A 17,794-nucleotide genomic window follows, 5' to 3' on the forward strand; every position below is an offset into this window, starting at 1 on the left:
ACGGGGTCTTGGAGGGACATCCCCGCAATGCCGCCGGGGCACCGCCGCCCGCCCTGCGGGGGACAGCATAGGCGGCCCCCCTGCCACCCGCATGGTGGAAACCACCAATCGGTGCTTGCAGAAGTGGTGGAAGTCGCCGCACGAGAGGAAAAATCAGGAAAGGCCCATCGATTGCTATAAGGATGATAGCTGCATGGGCTGATTAAATGGGCGGCAGGGCCTGATTTGATCCATTTTTTTACCCGAAGAACTGGTAGCACACGGCAATGGCGGCCACCACGCCCGCCAGCTCGGCCAGCAGCGCGCAGCCCACCGCATGCCGGGCGCGCTGAATGCCCACGGCGCCGAAGTACACGGCCAGCACATAGAAGGTGGTTTCGGTGCTGCCCTGGATGGTGGCGGCGGCCAGGGCGGCAAAGCTGTCCACGCCCTGGGTCTGCATGGTTTCGATGAGCATGGCGCGCGCGGCGCTGCCCGAAAACGGCTTGACCAGGGCGGTGGGCAGCGCATCCACAAACCGGGCGTCGGCGCCCAGCGTGGTCACGCACCAGCGGATGCCGTCCAGCACATAGCCCAGCGCGCCCGAGGCGCGGAACACGCCCACCGCGCACAGCATGGCCACCAGGTAGGGCAGCAGGCCCTTGGCCACGTCAAAGCCTTCGCGGGCGCCGTCGATGAAGGCTTCGTACACCGGCACCTTGCGCCAGGCGCCCAAAGCCACAAACAGCACCACCAGTGCAAACAGCGTGAGGTTGCCCAGCAGCGACGACAACGAGGCCAGGGCGGCGGCGCTGAGCGTGGTCAGCAGCGCCATGAAGCCGCCCAGCACCAGCGCCACGGGCAGCAGATAGGCCAGCACCACCGGGCTCCACAGCGGTAGGCGCTGCACCACGGCCACGCTTAGAAGCCCCACCAGGGTGGATGCGGAGGTGGCCAGCAGGATGGGGAGGAAGACCAGCGTCGGGTCGGGCGCGCCTTGCTGCATGCGGTACATGAAGATGGTGACCGGCAGCAGCGTGAGCGAGGATGCGTTGAGCACCAGAAACAGGATCTGCGCATTGGTGGCCGTGTCGGGCTGCGGGTTCAGCTCCTGCAGCGACTTCATGGCCTTCAGGCCCATGGGTGTGGCGGCGTTGTCCAGCCCCAGCGCATTGGCCGCAAAGTTGAGCGTGATCAGCCCTAGCGACGGGTGGCCGCGCGGCACGCCTGGCATGAGCCTGGCAAACAGCGGCGCCAGCCAGCGCGCCAGGGCGTCCACCAGGCCCGCCTTTTCGGCGATGCGCAAGAACCCCAGCCACAGCGTGAGCGTGCCAAACAGCAGCACCATCACCTCGACCGAGAGCTTGGCCATCTGGAACAGGGCCTGCACCATGGCCGAGAAGATGTCGGCGTTGCCGCCCACCAGCCACTGGGCCAGCGCGGCCACCGCCGCCGTGATGAAAAAACCGAGCCACAGGGTGTTGAGCATGGGATGAATGTAGGCGCTGGGGCGGGTGAGAGCCGGAGTGATGCCGAGGTTACACGCTGGTCGGCGTGGGATGGGTGGGATGCCCCCCGTTTTGCGTCGCCACGACAGCGCCAGGGTTGTCCGCACGGGGCAGTTGCAGGGCGGCGGGTAAACTATAGGGTTTTGCCGCGCAGGGCGACCTGCGGCAAACACCCCTCTCAATTCCCACACAAAAAGGTAACTCCATGGGCGCGCAGTGGAAAGCAAAAGGCAAGGCACTGGTGGCCGATGCCAAGGGCAAGCTGTTTGGCAAGCTGGTCAAGGAAATCACCGTGGCCGCGCGCGGCGGTGCCGACCCGGCCAGCAACTCGCGCCTGCGTCTGGTGGTCGAGCAGGCCCGCAAGGCCTCGATGCCCAAGGACACGCTGGAGCGCGCCATCAAGAAGGGTTCGGGCACCGGGGCCGACGCCGTCAATTACGAGCGCGTGATCTATGAAGGTTTTGCCCCGCACCAGGTGGCCGTGATGGTCGAATGCCTGACCGACAACGTCAACCGCACGGCGCCGGAGATGCGCGTGCTGTTCCGCAAGGGCCAGTTGGGCACCTCGGGCTCGGTGGCGTGGGACTTCAACCATGTGGGCATCATCGAGGCCGAGCGCGCCAATGCCGATGCCGACCCCGAGCTGGCCGCCATTGAAGCCGGTGCGCAGGACTTTGAAGCGGGCGACGAAGAAGGCACCACTGTCTTCTGGACCGAACCCACCGACCTGGACCTGGTGAGCCGTGCACTGCCTGCCCACGGCTTCACGGTGCTCACCGCCAAGCTGGGCTACAAGCCCAAGAACCCCGTCAACCCCGCCAACCTCACGGCCGAGCAGCTCGAAGAGGTCGAAAGCTTCCTGGCAGCCATCGACGGCAATGACGACGTGCAAAACGTGTTTGTGAGCCTGGGCGGCTGATGCACGGTTGATACGCGATGGCAGGCCCCTGCGGCCTGCGTCATGGCTATCACCATCGCCACCGGCTTTCACACCACCCACCATTCAATGACTGCAGACCACTACGCTGCCCTCGGGCTGGCGGCCAATGCGTCGCTGGCCGACATCAAGAAGGCCTATCGCCAGAAGGCCGCCTTCTACCACCCCGACCGCAACGACGCGCCCGACGCTGCCCAGCGTTTTGCCCAGGTGCAAAAGGCGTACGAGGTGCTGTCCGACGACGAGGCGCGCCAGGCCTACGACGACAACCGCCGCCGCAACCTGCTGGACGACCCGCTGCAGACCGCGCAAGAGATCTGGCAAGCCTACTCGGCGCGCATTCTTTCTTCTTCCTGATCGCTTCTGTGAAACTTTCTCCCTACTTTCATGACCTGCGCTCCGCCTACCAGGCTGAGCTGGACGACCTGGTCTCCGACTCCGAAGGCAACGATGTGCTGCGCAAGCGCCTGGCAGAGAAGCGCAACGAAATCGCCTTTTTGGTGCAGATGATGGAGCTGGCCCCCGAGATGGTGGCCGTGGTGTTTCACCGGGGTTTCCGCTTCACCCAGCCTGCAGCCGTCGAGCAACTATTGGGCCTGCCCGTGGATGCCTTGCCCGACTGGCACAGCCTGACCCACGCCGTGGCGCTGGAGCCCTGGGCGCAGAGCCTGGCGCAGACCGTGCTGCGTGAGCCCCAGGGCGCGCGTTTTCTGGCGGTGGCGGCGGGGCTGGAATACCTGCAGCAGCATGCACGCATGGCGCCTGCCGCCGCTGTGCATGGCGACAGCGATGCCGAGGACGATGGTGAAGACGCCGCCGAGCACGACGACGACTACAGCGCCCTGAGTGCCGACGATGCGGTGGACCCGCAAAACAGCCGTACGCGCGAGGAGTCCAGCGCCAACTGGCTGGCCGATGTGGGCTTTGACCGCAAGGAATGACGACCATGAGCAGTAGCAGCAACCAACACCTGGCCCTGATCACAAAGACCACCAGCCTCATTGCGGCGGGTGACATCGTGGGCGCCGAATCGGCCCTGGCCGAGCTGGCAGATGCCGAAGGCGACAACGCCCTGATGGTGGTGCTGGACCAGCTCGCGCCCAAGGACATCCTGGCCGTGATGCGCGAGTACGACGACTCCAAGGCGTCCGTGGTCAACATGCTGGTCACGCCCGAGCAGTTTGCGCGCGCCATGGTGCTGGAAAAGCAGTACAAGGACCTTACCCACACCCACCTGCGCAACATGGTCAACGCCGTGGTCTTTCGCGACGATGCCGATCCGGTGGAGTTCCTCACCGCCATTGGCGACCTGGAAGGCGGCGCCGAGGCCCTGGCCAACTACTTTGCCGAGAAGTGGAGCCGCGTGGAGGCCTTTGCCCGCACCGGTACCTTTGACGCGACCGAAGACTACGGCGTGACGCTGAGCGACGACGAGCTGCTGGCATCGGGCTACGTGCAGCCGCGCGTGGACCAGGACGAGGTGGCCGACCGCGACTGGATGCAGATGGCCTGGCTGCTGCGCTACGAGTGCCGCGACCTGTTCATCGAAATGCTGCTGGTGCTGCGCGCCAAGGCGCGTGCCTTTGACCTGGGCCTGGAGGAGGGCGATGACACCCCTGCCGAGGAAGACGACGGCAAGTTCGAGACCAGTGAGACCGACCGGGGCAAGGCCACGCCCGCGGCCCGCGCTTCCGACGAAGAGTCCGCGATTTGATGATGTCTCAAAGCTCTGCACTGCAACTCCACGACGCGCGCCCTTTCTTTGAAAAGGCGCTGGTGTACGGCGTGCAGCACGGCATCCTCGATGCGGACCGGCTGGCGACCATCAATACCGATGCGCCCAAGGGCATGGTGCAGATTGCGCGCTACTTTGGCAGTGAATTCTTGCGGCCCGAGCTGGAAAAGGCGCGCGACCGCATGGTCAACCTCATCAGCCTGTACCTGCTGGAGACCACTGACGGTGACCTGGCCAAGGCGGCGGTCTCGCTGCGCGACAACTCCTTTCTGTCGCGCTCCAAGGGCGGCTCGGACATGCTCAAGCGGCTGATCGCCATGCCCGAGAGCAGCAACTTTGGCATGGCCGGGTATGCCGATGCCGAAACGCCGCTGCTGGCCGCCTGGTCGCTGCGCAGCCATGCCGACTACCGCGCCGAGCTGGCCCGGCGCAGCCAGATCGCCCAGGCCATCGCCGCCGCCGAGTGGCTGGCCGCGCAGTACGACCTGGACACCGACGAGCTGGAGTCCGCCGGTGCCGACGCCGAGGCCGTGGTTCGCACGGGCCTGCTGATGCAGGCCCTGGCCCCGCAGGCCATGGCGGCGGGCGAGTGGCCCAGTGCACCGGCATTTGAAAAGCTGGTGACGGGCCTGCGCAAGAAGAAACTGCCCGTGCCCACGGCGCTGCGCCTGCCGCCCGGGCTGCCCCAGCCGCTGCACGACGCCGTGGCGGCGCACTGCAGCGCCGTGCTGGCCGACCTGCCCAAGCTGCTGCAGTCCACCACGCCACTGCGCACCCTGCTGCGGCCCATGGCGGCGTTTCGTGCGCGCTACTTCCTGCTGGACGACCCGCTGGCCGAGGTGGAGGCCCTGCACCACAGCCTGGACGCGCTGGAAGACGACGCCGAACCCCCACAGCCCGCCAGCAAGACCTGGCTCAAGACCACCGACGGCAACGACGACGAGCATTCGCTGCTCACGCTGTTCCTGTGCCTGGCGGCCGGTGTGCCCAAGAAAACCTTGCTGACCGAGAAAACCGCCGCCAGCCTGGTGCGCAAGGCGCGCAAATCCGGCCTGCAGCCCGCGCTGGCGGCCGACTTCATCCGCGCCCATGCGCCCGGGGTGCACCAGCAGGACTACCTGGCGCTGTGGGCCAGCTTTGTGCAGGACGCCGAGAAAACCTTGCTCAGCGACATGGACTACCAGATGCACGACGCGCTGGCGCTGCTGCGCCGCGAATGCAATGTGACGGGGTAGGCCGCACAGCCGGGATATGCCAAGCGGCGGGGCCTGCGCCCTTAACCCAGGTCAAGGAACCCCGCCGGGGGCGCCCCTCGGGAACGGGGCGGCACGGCGGCGCGGTTAACATTTGGGCACCCGCCTGCCCATCCCCCCGTGCACAGCCCCACACTCACCATCCTTGCGGCGCTTTTGACCGCGCTTGTCACCGCCGTGCTCTACGCCGTGTGGCATTTCAACAAGAACATCCCGGGCCTGCGCCTGTGGATGTTGTCCTTTCTGTGCAGCTCGATTTTTACCTTGAGCCTGCTGGTGCGCAGCTGGCTGCCCGAGGTGGTGGGGGTGGCCATCTCACAGGGGTTTGTGGCGCTGGGGGCCTATCTGTGCCTGCTGGCCGGGCGCACTTACATGGGGCGGCGGCCGTTTTCGCACCTCTATGCGGTGGTGGGCATCGGCGCGCTGGTGGCCTTGTCGGTGGTGTTCACGGTGGTGTACCCGCACCTGGGCATGCGTTTTGTGCTGGCGGGGCTGGGGGCGGGCGTCTGCTACCTGCTCACGGCGCGCACCCTGGCGGCAGGGGGTATGCATCGGGTGCCCGCCCGCTACCTGCTGGCGGGCGTGCTGGGCCTGCATGGCCTGTTCCTGCTGCTGCGGCCTGCCTTGTTCACGCTGGGCAGTGCGGGGCCCGGGGTGCTGCCGGGGGCGGGGCCCATGGCGCTGGTGTCGCAGTTTGTGGTGCTGGAGGCCATCGTGGCCGTCGTGCTGCTGGGGTTTGGCGCGCTGATCCTGGCCAACGAATTCATCACCAGCGAGCTGCGCCACTTGGCCGAGGTGGACCCGCTCACCAGCGTCTTCAACCGCCGCGCCTTCTTCACCTTGCTCGACAAGGCCGTGAGCGGTGCCCAGCGCACCCATACCCCGGTGCCCGTGCTGGTGCTGGATCTGGACCACTTCAAGACCATCAACGACACCTGGGGCCACCGTGCGGGCGACGATGTGCTGCGCCACTTTGTGGCCCTGGCCCTGCGCTGCCTGCGCAAGGAGGACGTGATGGGCCGGCTGGGCGGCGAAGAGTTCGCCATCTTCTTGCCCAACGCCGGGGCAGAGGGCGCACGCGCCGTGGCCGAACGCCTGCGGCTGCTGGTCGAATCCCACCCCGCCACAGCGGGTGTGCAGTCCATCCCTCTCACGGTGAGCATCGGCATTGCCCTGTGTGGCCCAGGCGATTCGGCGGGCGCCGCGCTGCAACGAGCGGACGAGGCCATGTACCTGGCCAAGCAACGCGGCCGCAACCGGGTGGAGATGTCGGGCCCTGCCGCGGCCGCTGCAGCGCCTGCAGTGGTGGCGACGGCGGCCTGAGTGGAGCTGCTGCGGAATCGCCGGGGGGCTTGGGCGGCCTGCGCACAGAACGCTTGTGCGTCGCCCAGCAGCCCAATGTCGGCTGCCCGACCTTCAGGGGGGCGTGCGCAGTAGGTGCCCGGCATGGGCCTGCCGCAAAATTGCAGACCCTGAGGTCACCCCACGTCATTGACACGCACACGCCATGGCAGCCACTCCCTCCCGCAGTAGCAGCGTTCCCACCGGCCCGATGGCATCGCCCCGCAGGGCTTTCCTGCGTTATGGCGCAGGCCTGACCACCGTGGGGGTGGTGGCGGGGGGCGGCTACTTGCTGTACCGGCCTGCCAACGACCGACAGCTGGTTTTTGCCACGGTGGCCGATGCCATGCGCGAGGTGGAACGTTTGGCCAGCGCCGCCGTGGGCCCGCTGGCCCCCGCCACGGCCTGGAACTGGTCGCAGACGCTGGTGCACTGCGCGCAGAGCATCGAGTATTCACTGCAGGGTTTTCCAGCTCCAAAGTCGGCCCTGTTCCAGAACACGCTGGGCGCAGCGGCCTTCACGCTGTTTTCCCAGCGCGGGCGCATGAGCCACAACCTGGCCGAACCCATTCCCGGCGCCCCTGCGCTGGACGCAACGGCCGACGGTGAGCCAGCCCTGGCCCGCCTGCGCAAGGCGGCGCAGGACTTTGCCGCCCACACCGGCCCCTTGCAGCCCCACTTTGCCTATGGCGCTCTCACCAAGGCGCAGTACGAGCAGGCGCATGCCATGCACCTGGCCAACCACCTGTCGGCGTTTGATGTGGCGGGGTAGCTATATTTTTGATAGCTATCAAGGCATGCCAGACAGGCGGAAAGGCCGATTTTCCTTGTAATTTTCAGCAGATCACCCATTGCAGGCCCGCAGCCCAGGCGCCTGCAGACCGGTGGGTGCCCGAGGCCCTGGAGGCCGCCTGTGGGGGCCTTTGTGCAGGGATTGATGCAGGTCAAGAGACCTTTTGGGAGTGCTTGGGGCAGCCCGGGACCAGGGCTACCATCCTTTGACGGGGCTGGCACCGCGCGTAGCGCGGGTTTGCGCCAGCACCCTGCAAGGATGACCCATGACCAAGCGATGGACGATAGTTGCGGCGCTGGCCGTGGTGCTGGCGGGGAGCGCTGTGCTGCTGCGCTGGGCGCCTTGGCAGCCCCAGGGCCCCGGGCCTGGTTTTGTCAGCGGCAATGGCCGCATCGAGGCCACCGAGGTGGCCGTGGCCACCAAGCTCGCGGGGCGGGTGCAGGAGGTGCTGGTGGACGAGGGCGCGTTCGTCTCTGCGGGCCAGCCCGTGGCCCGCATGCAGATCGACAGCCTGCAGGCCCAGCGCGACGAAGCCGTGGCGCGGCTGCAGCAGGCGCAGCTGGCCATCGACAGCGCACGGGTGCAGGTGGCACAGCGCGAGAGCGACCACCAGGCCGCCCTGGCTGTGGTGGCCCAGCGTGAGAGCGACCTGGACACCGCCCAGCGGCGCCTGCCGCGCTCTGAGAAGCTGGCGCGCGAGGGCTTCTTTTCCAGCCAGCTGCTGGACGACGACCGTGCCAAGGTGCACAGCCTGCAGGCGGCATTGACGGCTGCGCGCTCGCAGGCCAAGGCTGCGCAGGCGGGCATTGGCGCCGCGCGCATGCAGGTGACCAGCGCCGAGGCCAATGTGCGTGCGCTGCAGGCCACGCTGGCGCGCATCGACGTGGAGCTGGCCGACAGCGAACTCAAGGCCCCGCGCGCCGGGCGCGTGCAGTTCCGCGTGGTGCAGCCGGGCGAGGTGGTGGGTGCGGGTGCGCGCGTGCTGCAGCTGGCCGATTTGACCGATGTGTACATGACCTTCTTCTTGCCCGAGACCGTGGCGGGCCGCGTGGCGCTGGGTAGCGAAGTGCGCATCGTGCTCGACGCCGCACCCAGCTTTGTGATTCCCGCAAGCGTCTCGTTTGTGGCCAGCACGGCGCAGTTCACCCCCAAGACGGTGGAGACCGCCAGTGAGCGGCAAAAGCTCATGTTCCGCGTGCGGGCGCACATTCCCAAGGATCTGCTGGTGCGCCACCGGGAACAGGTCAAGACCGGCCTGCCTGGCGTGGCCTGGCTGCGCCTCGACCCGAGCGCACCCTGGCCGCAGCAACTGGCGGTCAAAGAAAGCATGCAAACAGCAGCCCCCCAGGCGGCACAGTGACCGCCCCCGTAGTCACCCTCGCAGGCGTCAGCCAGCGCTACCGCCGCACGGTGGCGCTGGAGGGTATCGACCTGCAGCTGCCCGCTGCGTGCATGGTGGGCCTGATCGGGCCGGACGGGGTGGGCAAGTCCAGCCTGCTGGCGCTGGTGGCCGGAGCACGGGCGGTGCAGCGGGGGCAGGTGCGGGTGCTGGGCGGCGACATGGCCGACGGCCACCACCGTAACGCAGTTTGCCCGCGCATTGCCTACATGCCGCAGGGCCTGGGCAAGAACCTGTACCCCACGCTGTCGGTGGAAGAAAACCTGCAGTTCTTCGGCCGCCTGTTTGGCCACGACGCCACCGAGCGCCGCCGCCGCATTGACGATCTGACCCGCAGCACCGGGCTGCACCCGTTTCTGGCGCGGCCAGCGGGCAAGCTCTCGGGCGGCATGAAGCAGAAGCTGGCCCTGTGCTGCGCACTCATCCACGACCCCGACCTGCTCATCCTGGACGAGCCGACCACGGGCGTGGACCCGCTGGCCCGCGCCCAATTCTGGGACCTGATCGCGCGCATCCGCGCAGGCCGCCCGGGCATGAGCGTGCTGGTGGCCACCGCCTACATGGAGGAGGCGCAGCGCTTTGACTGGCTGGTGGCCATGGATGAAGGCCGCATTCTGGCCGCGGGCACGCCCGCCGAGCTGATGCAGCGCACCGGCCATTTGAGCCTGGAGGCCGCCTTTGTGGCCCTGCTGCCCGAGGCCAAACGGCGCGGGCACCAGCCCGTGGTGATCACGCCCTTGCAGACGGAGTCAGCCGCCGAGATCGCCATCGAAGCCCGGGGCCTGACCATGCAGTTTGGCGACTTTGTGGCGGTGGACCATGTGAGCTTTCGCATCCAGCGCGGCGAGATTTTTGGCTTCCTGGGCAGCAATGGATGCGGCAAGTCCACCACCATGAAGATGCTCACCGGCCTGCTGCCCGCCACCGATGGGCAGGCCTGGCTGTTTGGCCAGCCGGTGGACCCCAAGGACATGGCCACGCGTCGCCGCGTGGGCTACATGTCGCAGGCGTTTTCGCTGTACAGCGAGCTGTCGGTGGAGCAGAACCTGGTGCTGCACGCCCGGCTGTTCCATGTGCCCGAGGCCGAGGTACCCCAGCGCGTGTGGACCATGCTGGAGCGCTTTGGCCTGCAGGGTGCGCGCGGCACGCTGCCCCTGCAGCTGCCGCTGGGCATGCGCCAGCGCCTGTCGCTGGCCGTAGCCATGGTGCACGAGCCCGAGCTGCTGATCCTGGACGAACCCACCTCGGGCGTGGACCCGATCGCGCGCGACCATTTCTGGCGGCTGATGGTGGAGCTGGCGCGGCGGGACAAGGTCACCATCTTCATTTCCACCCACTTCATGAACGAGGCCGAGCGCTGCGACCGCATCTCGCTCATGCACGCAGGCCGGGTGCTGGCCAGTGCGGCACCAGCCGACATCGTGGCCCAGCGCAGCGCCACCACGCTGGAAGAAGCCTTCATCGGCTACCTGGTGGATGCAGGCGGAGGCGCGTCTGGCCTGCCGAATGCCGAACCGGCCCCGTCGGCCCCGGTGGACGCCACCCTGGCCCGCCCGACCTGGGCGCAGCGCCTGCGCCAGAGCCTGGCGCGCATCCACAGCACCCAGTGGCGCGAGGCGCTGGAGCTGCGGCGGGACCCGGTGCGTGGCGCGCTGGCGCTGCTGGGCTCGCTGATCCTGATGTTTGTGATGGGCTACGGCATCAGCATGGATGTGGAAAAACTCCGCTTTGCGGTGCTGGACCGCGACCAGTCGGCCGCCAGCCGCGCCTACACCCTGAACCTGGCGGGCTCGCGCTACTTTGTGGAGCGACCGCCCATCACCAGCCATGCCGAGCTGGACCAGCGCATGCGCTCGGGCGAAATCTCGCTCGCGCTCGAAATCCCGCCTGGCTTTGCGCGCGACCTGGAGCGCGGCCAGCCGGTGCAGATCGGGGCCTGGGTGGACGGCGCCATGCCCCAGCGTGCCGAGACGGCCATGGGCTACGCGCTGGGCATGCATCAGGACTGGCTCGCCCAGGCCATCCAGAGCCGCACAGGCATGGCCCCACACAGCCTGGTGGAGGTAGAAACCCGCTACCGCTACAACCCCGACGTGCGCAGCCTGCCCGCCATGGTGCCCGCAGTCATCCCGCTGCTGCTGCTCATGCTGCCCGCCATGTTCACCGCCCTGGCCGTGGTGCGCGAGAAGGAGCTGGGCTCCATCATCAACCTGTACGTCACGCCCACCACGCGCACCGAGTTCATGCTGGGCAAGCAGCTGCCCTATGTGCTGCTGGCGCTGTTCAACTTTGGGCTGATGTGCCTGGCGGCCGTCACGGTGTTCGGTGTGCCCATGACGGGCAGCTTTGGCACGCTGGCGCTGGCGGCGCTCATCTTCAGCTTCTGCTCCACGGGCATGGGCCTGCTGGCGTCCACAGTCACGCGCAGCCAGATTGCAGCCATGTTTTTTGCCATGGTGGGCACGCTCATCCCGGCCGTGCAGTTTGCGGGCCTGATCAACCCCGTGTCGGCCATGACAGGCTTTGCGCGCTGGGTGGGCGAGGTTTACCCGGCCAGCCACATGTTCACCATCAGCCGGGGCGTGTTCAACAAGGCCCTCACGCTGCAGGACCTGCAGGCCGAGTTCTGGCCCATGCTGGTGGCGGTGCCTGTCATCGTCGGCGCTGCGATTGCGCTCCTCAGAAAGCAGGAGAGTTGAGTGACGCACAACCTTGCAATGGCTGTTTTCGAGCCTCCGTCCGCGGAAACCGGCGCGGCACAGGCCAGTGGCTGCCGCGCAAGGGCCGCCCCGCCGCGCTGGCAGCGTCCCCCTTCCCGCGCACAGCGCGAGAGAAGGGGGAAGGCGCGCAGCGCCACAGGGGGATGGACATGATTCAGTGGTCGAACATCTTTCGGTTGGGCATCAAGGAGCTGTGGAGCCTGTGGCGCGACCCGGCCATGCTGTTCCTCATCGTCTACACCACCACGCTGGCGGTGTATTCCGCTGGCAAGGCGCAGCCTGAGACGCTGTACCACGTGCCCATCGCCATCGTGGAAGAGGATGGCTCGGCCCTGTCGCAACGCATCGCCAGCGCCTTCTACCCGCCCCAATTCACACGCCCGGCCATGATCGGCATGCACGAGGTAGACCCCGGCCTGGATGCAGGCCGTTTCACACTGGTGCTGCACCTTCCCGCCCACTTCCAGCGCGACGTGCTGGCGGGCAGGTCCCCCTCGGTGCAGCTGAATGTGGACGCCACACGCAACGGCCAGGCGTTTGCCGCCAACGGCGCAGTGGCGCAGATCGTGCAGCAGGAGGCCGCCGAGTTTGTGCAGGGCCACCGCAGCGCGCCCACCCAGCCGGTGGAGCTGGTGGTGCGCGCGCGCTTCAACCCGGCGCTCAACCCCGCATGGTTCGGCTCGCTCATGGAGCTGATCAACATCGTGACCATGCTCTCCATCATCCTCACCGGCGCCGCGCTGATCCGCGAGCGCGAGCATGGCACCGTGGAGCATCTGCTGGTGATGCCTGTCACCCCCGGCGAGATCATGCTGGCCAAGGTCTGGGCCATGGCGCTGGTGGTGCTGGTTGCTACCTGGGTGTCGCTCACGGCGGTGATCCGCTGGGCGATTGGTGTGCCCATCGAGGGCTCGGTGCCGCTGTTTCTGCTGGGCGCCACGCTGCACCTGTTTGCCACCACGTCCATGGGCATCTTCATGGCCACGGTGGCGCGCAGCATGCCGCAGTTCGGGCTGCTCATGGTGCTCATCATGATGCCGCTGCAAATGCTGTCTGGCGGCGTGACCCCGCGCGAGAGCATGCCCCTGTGGGTGCAGTACGGCATGGCGCTGGCGCCCACCACGCACTTCACCGAGCTGGCCCAGGCCATCCTCTACCGGGGCGCAGGCTGGGCGGTGGTGTGGCCGTCGCTGGTGTGGCTGCTGGGCATTGGGGCGGTGCTGTTCAGCCTGGCGCTGGCGCGGTTTCGCAAGACGATTGCGCGCATGGCATGAGCGCACCAGTGCTTCCTGTGTCTCACACCGGGCGAGAGTGTCATGGCTTGGTGTCGAATTCTTTCAGGGGCAGATTGAAGCTGCCCCTTCGGTCTCCGGTGACTGAGAACGCGCGGGTGCTTCCTGACAGGTTTTTGCCACTGGTCTGGGTAAATACCACGCGGTATTTGCCTTCGTCCACGCGGTCCAGTGTGTAGCCTCCGCGGGGGGACAAGTAGACCTGCCTCAGCGGGGAACAGGGGTTGGCATCCGCTGCGCACAGGCGCGCCCATAGTCCTTCATCGCCGGGATTGTTTAGCGTGATCAGGGTGTCCCCACCAGCGGCCAGGTAAGGTTGGCCGAGCAAGCGGCCACTGGATTTGGGCCATTCGCCTCGCCGGTTGTCTGGTGATTTGCCATGAGGGTAGGGCAGGGTGTGCTTGACGACAGGCCCCTTCGATGGCTGTGCTGAATGCTGCGGAAAGTTGGGCCCCCCATAGCGTTGGGGGGCTCCCCACAGGGCATAGCCCACCAGCACATAAAGCAGCGTGGCCATTGCCAGCAAAGCCATGGCTCCGTAGCTACTGGTTTTGATCCAGGGCTTGCGTGGGTAGGTGAAGTTATCCAGCAGTCCGCCGACGGCATCTCGGCCGGTGATTGCGCGCACCAGCCAGAACAATGCGGCGGCACCCCACAGGCCCGCCAGCAGCCAGGGCCTGGCCAACTCGTTGTAGATGCCCATCAAGACGAGCTTGGGCATCATGAAAATCAGGTCTGCAAGGCTTGCTTCCGCCCTCGCAGTGGCGCTGAATGTCAGCGCCGCAACGCAGAGGAGGAGTTGTTCGTGCATGGCGAAAGCGACCAATGGGTTCAGGCGCTGGGGGGGCGCTGCACGGGATGATCATTGCCCACTGAAGTGTCCCGATGGTAGTCGTCTGGCACGCTGGATCACCCAAGGTCGTGGCGAACGGCCGTCGAGGCATGCGAACTGTGACAGACCTCAAGAGCTGCCCGTTGAAATGAAATTTGTACTGCTTGGCCGCCCCGGCAGGCGCAACTGTGCCACCGGCGCTGGGCTGCTCGCTACCCGCTGGCCGCGCCGCCACACCCCCAGCCGCGCAGCGCGCAGGCGGATGGCCTCCACCGGGTTGCTCGCGTGCAGCAACACGAAGTCGGCGTGGCAGCCGGGCGCAATACCGTAGCCCTCCAGCCCCAGCAGGCGCGCGGGGTTCACCGTCACTGCATCAAAACATTGCCGCATGCCTGCCTGGCTGGTCATCTGCCCCACGTGCAGGCCCATGTGCGCGGCCTCCAGCATGTCGCCGCTGCCGCCGCTGTACCAGGGGTCCAGCACGCAATCGTGGCCAAACGCCACCGTCAGGCCCGCGGCCATCAGCTCGGGCACACGGGTCATGCCCCTGCGCTTGGGGTAGGTGTCGTGGCGGCCCTGCAGCGTGATGTTGATGAGCGGGTTGGCCACCACGCCCAGGTCGGCTTCGGCCATCAGGGGGATGAGCTTGCTCACGTAGTAGTTGTCCATGCTGTGCATGGAGGTGAGGTGCGAGCCCGTCACGCGGCCGTGCAGGCCCAGGCGCTGGGTTTCGTACGCCAGGGTTTCGACGTGGCGCGAGTGCGGGTCGTCAGATTCGTCGCAGTGCATGTCCACGCGCTTGCCGCGCTCGGCGGCCAGCTCGCAGAGGATTTTCACGCTTTCGGCCCCCTGGGCCATGGTGCGCTCGAAGTGGGGAATGCCGCCCACCACGTCCACGCCCATGTCGAGCGCTCGTTTCAGGCTGTCGAGCCCGCCAGGCGCGCGCAGCACACCGTCTTGTGGGAACGCCACCAGTTGCAAATCCAGGTACGGCGCCACATGCTGCTTCACATCCAGGAGCGCCTGCACCGGCAGCAGGCTGGGGTGGCTGGTGTCCACATGGCTGCGGATGGCCAGCAGCCCGCGCGCTACGGCCATGTCGCAGTACTGCAGGGCGCGCTGCACGATGGCGTCGTGTGTCAGCGTGGGCTTGAGTTCGCCCCACAGCGCAATGCCTTCGAGCAGCGTGCCGCTCTCGTTCACGCGCGGCTGGCCGTAGCTCAGGGTCGAATCCATGTGGAAATGCGCGTCCACAAACGGCGGGCTGACCAGCAGACCATCTGCATCCACCGTCTCATGCGCGGGGGCTTGCAGACCTTCGGTCACTTCGGTGATGCGGCCGCCCTGCACGGCGATGGACATGTTCTGGCGGCCGTCGGCCAGGGTGGCGTGGGTGATGAGCAGGTCGAGCATGGTGGGGAGTGTAGATATTCGTCTGGACGTGCAGGCACACTGCGGGGTCTCAATCAGAAAGGGAAAGGGTCATCCATGAACGCACATGAAAAGCTGAACTACGTCGAATTTGCCGCGCGCGATTTGCCTGCCACCAAGTCGTTCTTTGAAAAGGCCTTTGCATGGGCCTTTGTGGACTATGGCCCCGAATACACGGCCTTCTCTGGCCAGGGGCTGGACGGCGGCTTCTTTCAGGCCAGTCTGTGCTCCACCCCGGCCACTGGCGGCGCCTTGCTGGTGTTCTACAGCGCAGACCTCGAAGCCACATTGGCCAAAGTGGTACAGGCGGGTGGCCATGTGGTCAAGCCGGTTTTCGACTTTCCGGGTGGGCGACGCTTTCACTTCACCGAGCCCAGCGGCAACGAGTTTGCGGTGTGGTCCGACCAGAGGGTGTGAATGAATCGGGCGTGGTGGGCGCATTCGCATCTTCTCATCGCTCCCCCTTGCGATACGGCTTCATCAGCGCCTGCGGATAGGCCGCCTTGCGTGCCACCAGCACCAGCGCCAGGATGGACAGCAGGTACGGCAGCATCAGATACACCTGGTACGGCAGCCACGCATCGCCCGCCTGCTGGAGGCGCAGCTGCAGCGCGTCAAAAAAGGCAAAGAGCAGCGCACCCAGCAGCGCCTTGCCGGGCCGCCACGACGCAAACACCACCAGCGCCACGCAGATCCAGCCGCGCCCGTTGATCATGTTGAAGAAAAACGCGTTGAACGCCGACAGCGTGAGGAACGACCCCGCCACGCCCATCAGCGCCGACCCCGCCACGATGGCGCCGGTGCGGGTTGCCGCCACCGAGATGCCCTGGCCCTCGGCCGCCTGCGGGTTCTCGCCCACCATGCGCACCGCCAGGCCCAGCGGGGTGCGTAGCAGCAGCCAGGCCGGGAGCGGCACCAGCAGCAGCGCCAGCAGCGTGAGCGGAGTCTGCGCAGAGAGGATCGGAATGCCCAGCCATTCCATCGGCGCAAACGGCTCGATGGTGGGCGGCGTGTTCACCTTGGGGAAGCTCACCCGGTAGCCGTAGTAACTGAGCGCCGTGGCCAGCAGCGTGATGCCCAGCCCCGAGACATGCTGCGACAGTGCCAGCCCGACGGTGAGCCACGCGTGCAGCAGGCCAAACACCGCGCCCGTGAGCGCCGCCACCAGCACCCCGGTCCACAATCCATGGCCCGCATACACCGTGAGCCAGCCAGCGAAGGCCCCGGCCACCATGATCCCTTCAATGCCGAGGTTGAGCACCCCGGCGCGTTCGCACAGCAAAACCCCCAGCGTGCCCAGGATGAGCGGGGTGGCCACGCGCAGGGTGGCAATCCAGAACGCGGGGTTGGCGAGGATGTCGAGCAGTTCGGTCATGCAGCTGCTCCGGCATGGTTTGCTTTGTTCTTGATAGCTAAAAAGGCATGATGGACGCGCGGTAGCGGCCCATTTTTCTTGAAATTCTGGTGTGAATGGGGGTTCATGCTGCCCTCACTTCCAGCGCACGCGGTACTGCGTCAGCAAGCCCGCCACCAGCACTGCGATCAGCGAGGTCGCAACGATCACATCTGCAATGTAGGTGGGCACGCCCACCGCCCGGCTCATGCTGTCGGCCCCCACCAGCACGCCCGCCACAAAGGTGCCCGCCGCGATCACGCCCAGCGGGTGCAGCCCCGCCAGCATGGCAATCACGATGCCGCTGTAGCCGTAGCCGGGTGACATGTCGAGCGTCACATAACTCGTACGGCCCGCCACCTCAATGGCGCCTGCCAGCCCCGCCAGGCCGCCCGACAGCAAGGCCACCAGCACGACAGTGCGGGTAATGGGCACACCTGCAAACGCCGCTGCCCGCGCATTGGCACCGGCAGCGCGAATGTCAAACCCCGGCACCGTGCGCGCCAGCAGCGCCCACAGCATCACGGCCAGCGACACGGCCCACAGCAGCCCCGTGTGCAGCCGCGTCTGCGGCACCAGCTTGGAGAGTTCCAGGTCGCCTTGCAGTGCTACGCTCTGCGGCCAGCCCATCGAGAGCGGGTCTTTCATCGGGCCATCGAGCAGCGCCGAGACGAGCAGCAGCATGATGAAGTTGAGCAGCAGCGTGGTGACCACCTCGTCCACGCCCAGCCTTGCTTTCATCAGCGCCGGGCCCAGCAGCAGCGCGGCGCCCGCCAGCGCGGCGGCCAGCATCATCAGTGGAAAGAGCACATAGGGCGACCACTCCAGCCCCGTGCCGCCATGCATGCCGCCCACCGCCACAGCGGCCAGCGCCCCGGCGTAGAGCTGCCCCTCTGCCCCGATGTTGAACAGCCGCGCGCGGAAGGCTACGGCGGCCGCAAGCCCGGTCAGGATCAGCGGCGTGGCGCGGGTGAGGGTTTCGGTCAGTGCAAACACCGAACCGAACGCGCCTTGGAGCAGCAGCGCGTAGGTCTGCCCCACCGGCGCGCCGGCCCACAGCACCAGCAGGGCGCTGACGATCAATGTGAACACCACAGCACCCACCGGTGCCAGCACGTAGGCGGCGGGGGAGGTGTGGTTGCGTTTTTCGAGTCTCATGTGGGTTGTTCTTGTTGTTGTCG

Annotated in this window: 16 protein-coding genes; 11 read left to right on the forward strand and 5 right to left on the reverse strand. The window is 66.9% G+C overall.

From position 1 onward, the window contains the following. Positions 1 to 238: 238 nt before the first annotated feature. Positions 239 to 1,468, reverse strand: coding sequence for a nucleoside recognition domain-containing protein (locus CBY09_RS18640; protein WP_094291056.1), 1,230 nt, complete (start codon positions 1,466 to 1,468; stop codon positions 239 to 241). A gap of 224 nt (positions 1,469 to 1,692) precedes the next feature. On the opposite strand from CBY09_RS18640, the gene CBY09_RS18645 reads away from it, so the two are divergent. From CBY09_RS18645 to CBY09_RS18690, 10 genes are all read left to right on the forward strand, one after another. Next, positions 1,693 to 2,406 (forward strand): YebC/PmpR family DNA-binding transcriptional regulator, encoded by a 714-nt coding sequence (locus CBY09_RS18645; protein WP_094291057.1) that lies wholly within the window; start codon positions 1,693 to 1,695, stop codon positions 2,404 to 2,406. An 87-nt stretch (positions 2,407 to 2,493) separates the two neighbouring features. Continuing rightward, positions 2,494 to 2,781, forward strand: coding sequence for a DnaJ domain-containing protein (locus CBY09_RS18650; RefSeq protein ID WP_094291232.1), 288 nt, complete (start codon positions 2,494 to 2,496; stop codon positions 2,779 to 2,781). 8 nt (positions 2,782 to 2,789) lie between these two features. After that, positions 2,790 to 3,365 (forward strand): hypothetical protein, encoded by a 576-nt coding sequence (locus tag CBY09_RS18655; RefSeq protein ID WP_094291058.1) that lies wholly within the window; start codon positions 2,790 to 2,792, stop codon positions 3,363 to 3,365. Positions 3,366 to 3,370: 5 nt separating this feature from the next. Next, positions 3,371 to 4,138, forward strand: a complete 768-nt coding sequence (locus CBY09_RS18660; RefSeq protein WP_094291233.1) for a hypothetical protein — start codon at positions 3,371 to 3,373, stop codon at positions 4,136 to 4,138. Beyond that, a complete protein-coding gene (locus CBY09_RS18665) occupies positions 4,138 to 5,394 on the forward strand; it encodes a hypothetical protein (RefSeq protein WP_094291059.1) in 1,257 nt (418 codons plus the stop codon). Before CBY09_RS18660 ends, CBY09_RS18665 begins: the two co-directional genes overlap by 1 nt. A gap of 138 nt (positions 5,395 to 5,532) precedes the next feature. After that, positions 5,533 to 6,735, forward strand: a complete 1,203-nt coding sequence (locus CBY09_RS18670; protein WP_094291060.1) for a GGDEF domain-containing protein — start codon at positions 5,533 to 5,535, stop codon at positions 6,733 to 6,735. 184 nt (positions 6,736 to 6,919) lie between these two features. Beyond that, positions 6,920 to 7,525, forward strand: coding sequence for a DUF1569 domain-containing protein (locus tag CBY09_RS18675; RefSeq protein ID WP_094291061.1), 606 nt, complete (start codon positions 6,920 to 6,922; stop codon positions 7,523 to 7,525). A 286-nt stretch (positions 7,526 to 7,811) separates the two neighbouring features. After that, positions 7,812 to 8,906 carry an HlyD family secretion protein gene (locus CBY09_RS18680; RefSeq protein WP_094291062.1) on the forward strand — a complete coding sequence of 365 codons (1,095 nt, stop codon included), beginning with the start codon at positions 7,812 to 7,814 and terminating at the stop codon, positions 8,904 to 8,906. Continuing rightward, positions 8,903 to 11,644 (forward strand): ribosome-associated ATPase/putative transporter RbbA, encoded by a 2,742-nt coding sequence (rbbA, locus tag CBY09_RS18685; protein WP_094291063.1) that lies wholly within the window; start codon positions 8,903 to 8,905, stop codon positions 11,642 to 11,644. Before CBY09_RS18680 ends, rbbA begins: the two co-directional genes overlap by 4 nt. Before the next feature lie 170 nt (positions 11,645 to 11,814). Beyond that, on the forward strand, positions 11,815 to 12,939 hold the full coding sequence (locus tag CBY09_RS18690) for an ABC transporter permease (protein WP_240515777.1): 1,125 nt from the start codon (positions 11,815 to 11,817) through the stop codon (positions 12,937 to 12,939). A gap of 40 nt (positions 12,940 to 12,979) precedes the next feature. Here CBY09_RS18690 and CBY09_RS18695 read toward each other — a convergent pair whose 3' ends face one another. Together CBY09_RS18695 and CBY09_RS18700 are read right to left on the reverse strand one after the other, a co-directional pair. Further along, a complete protein-coding gene (locus CBY09_RS18695) occupies positions 12,980 to 13,768 on the reverse strand; it encodes a hypothetical protein (protein WP_133066307.1) in 789 nt (262 codons plus the stop codon). Between the two features lie 150 nt (positions 13,769 to 13,918). Then, on the reverse strand, positions 13,919 to 15,202 hold the full coding sequence (locus CBY09_RS18700) for an amidohydrolase family protein (protein ID WP_094291066.1): 1,284 nt from the start codon (positions 15,200 to 15,202) through the stop codon (positions 13,919 to 13,921). A 75-nt stretch (positions 15,203 to 15,277) separates the two neighbouring features. Here CBY09_RS18700 and CBY09_RS18705 point away from each other — a divergent pair, with 75 nt between their 5' ends. After that, complete coding sequence (locus tag CBY09_RS18705) at positions 15,278 to 15,637, forward strand: VOC family protein (RefSeq protein ID WP_094291067.1); 360 nt, start codon at positions 15,278 to 15,280, stop codon at positions 15,635 to 15,637. Positions 15,638 to 15,671: 34 nt separating this feature from the next. On the opposite strand, the gene CBY09_RS18710 is transcribed toward CBY09_RS18705, so the two are convergent. Together CBY09_RS18710 and CBY09_RS18715 are read right to left on the reverse strand one after the other, a co-directional pair. Continuing rightward, entirely contained in the window at positions 15,672 to 16,595 is a 924-nt protein-coding gene (locus tag CBY09_RS18710) for an ABC transporter permease (protein ID WP_094291068.1), read from the reverse strand. A gap of 114 nt (positions 16,596 to 16,709) precedes the next feature. Continuing rightward, positions 16,710 to 17,771, reverse strand: coding sequence for an ABC transporter permease (locus CBY09_RS18715; RefSeq protein ID WP_094291069.1), 1,062 nt, complete (start codon positions 17,769 to 17,771; stop codon positions 16,710 to 16,712). Positions 17,772 to 17,794 lie beyond the last annotated feature (23 nt).

Source organism: Acidovorax kalamii (assembly GCF_002245625.1).
Classification (GTDB): domain Bacteria; phylum Pseudomonadota; class Gammaproteobacteria; order Burkholderiales; family Burkholderiaceae_C; genus Acidovorax; species Acidovorax kalamii.

Excerpts from the sequence above, each read along its gene's own strand:
- CBY09_RS18700 (WP_094291066.1), bottom strand. The coding sequence starts at position 15,202 with ATGCTCGACCTGCTCATCACCCACGCCACCCTGGCCGACGGCCGCCAG.
- CBY09_RS18695 (WP_133066307.1), bottom strand. The coding sequence starts at position 13,768 with ATGCACGAACAACTCCTCCTCTGCGTTGCGGCGCTGACATTCAGCGCC.
- CBY09_RS18660 (WP_094291233.1), top strand. The coding sequence starts at position 3,371 with ATGAGCAGTAGCAGCAACCAACACCTGGCCCTGATCACAAAGACCACC.
- CBY09_RS18680 (WP_094291062.1), top strand. The coding sequence starts at position 7,812 with ATGACCAAGCGATGGACGATAGTTGCGGCGCTGGCCGTGGTGCTGGCG.
- CBY09_RS18640 (WP_094291056.1), bottom strand. The coding sequence starts at position 1,468 with ATGCTCAACACCCTGTGGCTCGGTTTTTTCATCACGGCGGCGGTGGCC.
- CBY09_RS18675 (WP_094291061.1), top strand. The coding sequence starts at position 6,920 with ATGGCAGCCACTCCCTCCCGCAGTAGCAGCGTTCCCACCGGCCCGATG.
- CBY09_RS18650 (WP_094291232.1), top strand. The coding sequence starts at position 2,494 with ATGACTGCAGACCACTACGCTGCCCTCGGGCTGGCGGCCAATGCGTCG.
- CBY09_RS18715 (WP_094291069.1), bottom strand. The coding sequence starts at position 17,771 with ATGAGACTCGAAAAACGCAACCACACCTCCCCCGCCGCCTACGTGCTG.
- CBY09_RS18665 (WP_094291059.1), top strand. The coding sequence starts at position 4,138 with ATGATGTCTCAAAGCTCTGCACTGCAACTCCACGACGCGCGCCCTTTC.
- CBY09_RS18690 (WP_240515777.1), top strand. The coding sequence starts at position 11,815 with ATGATTCAGTGGTCGAACATCTTTCGGTTGGGCATCAAGGAGCTGTGG.
- CBY09_RS18645 (WP_094291057.1), top strand. The coding sequence starts at position 1,693 with ATGGGCGCGCAGTGGAAAGCAAAAGGCAAGGCACTGGTGGCCGATGCC.
- CBY09_RS18710 (WP_094291068.1), bottom strand. The coding sequence starts at position 16,595 with ATGACCGAACTGCTCGACATCCTCGCCAACCCCGCGTTCTGGATTGCC.
- CBY09_RS18705 (WP_094291067.1), top strand. The coding sequence starts at position 15,278 with ATGAACGCACATGAAAAGCTGAACTACGTCGAATTTGCCGCGCGCGAT.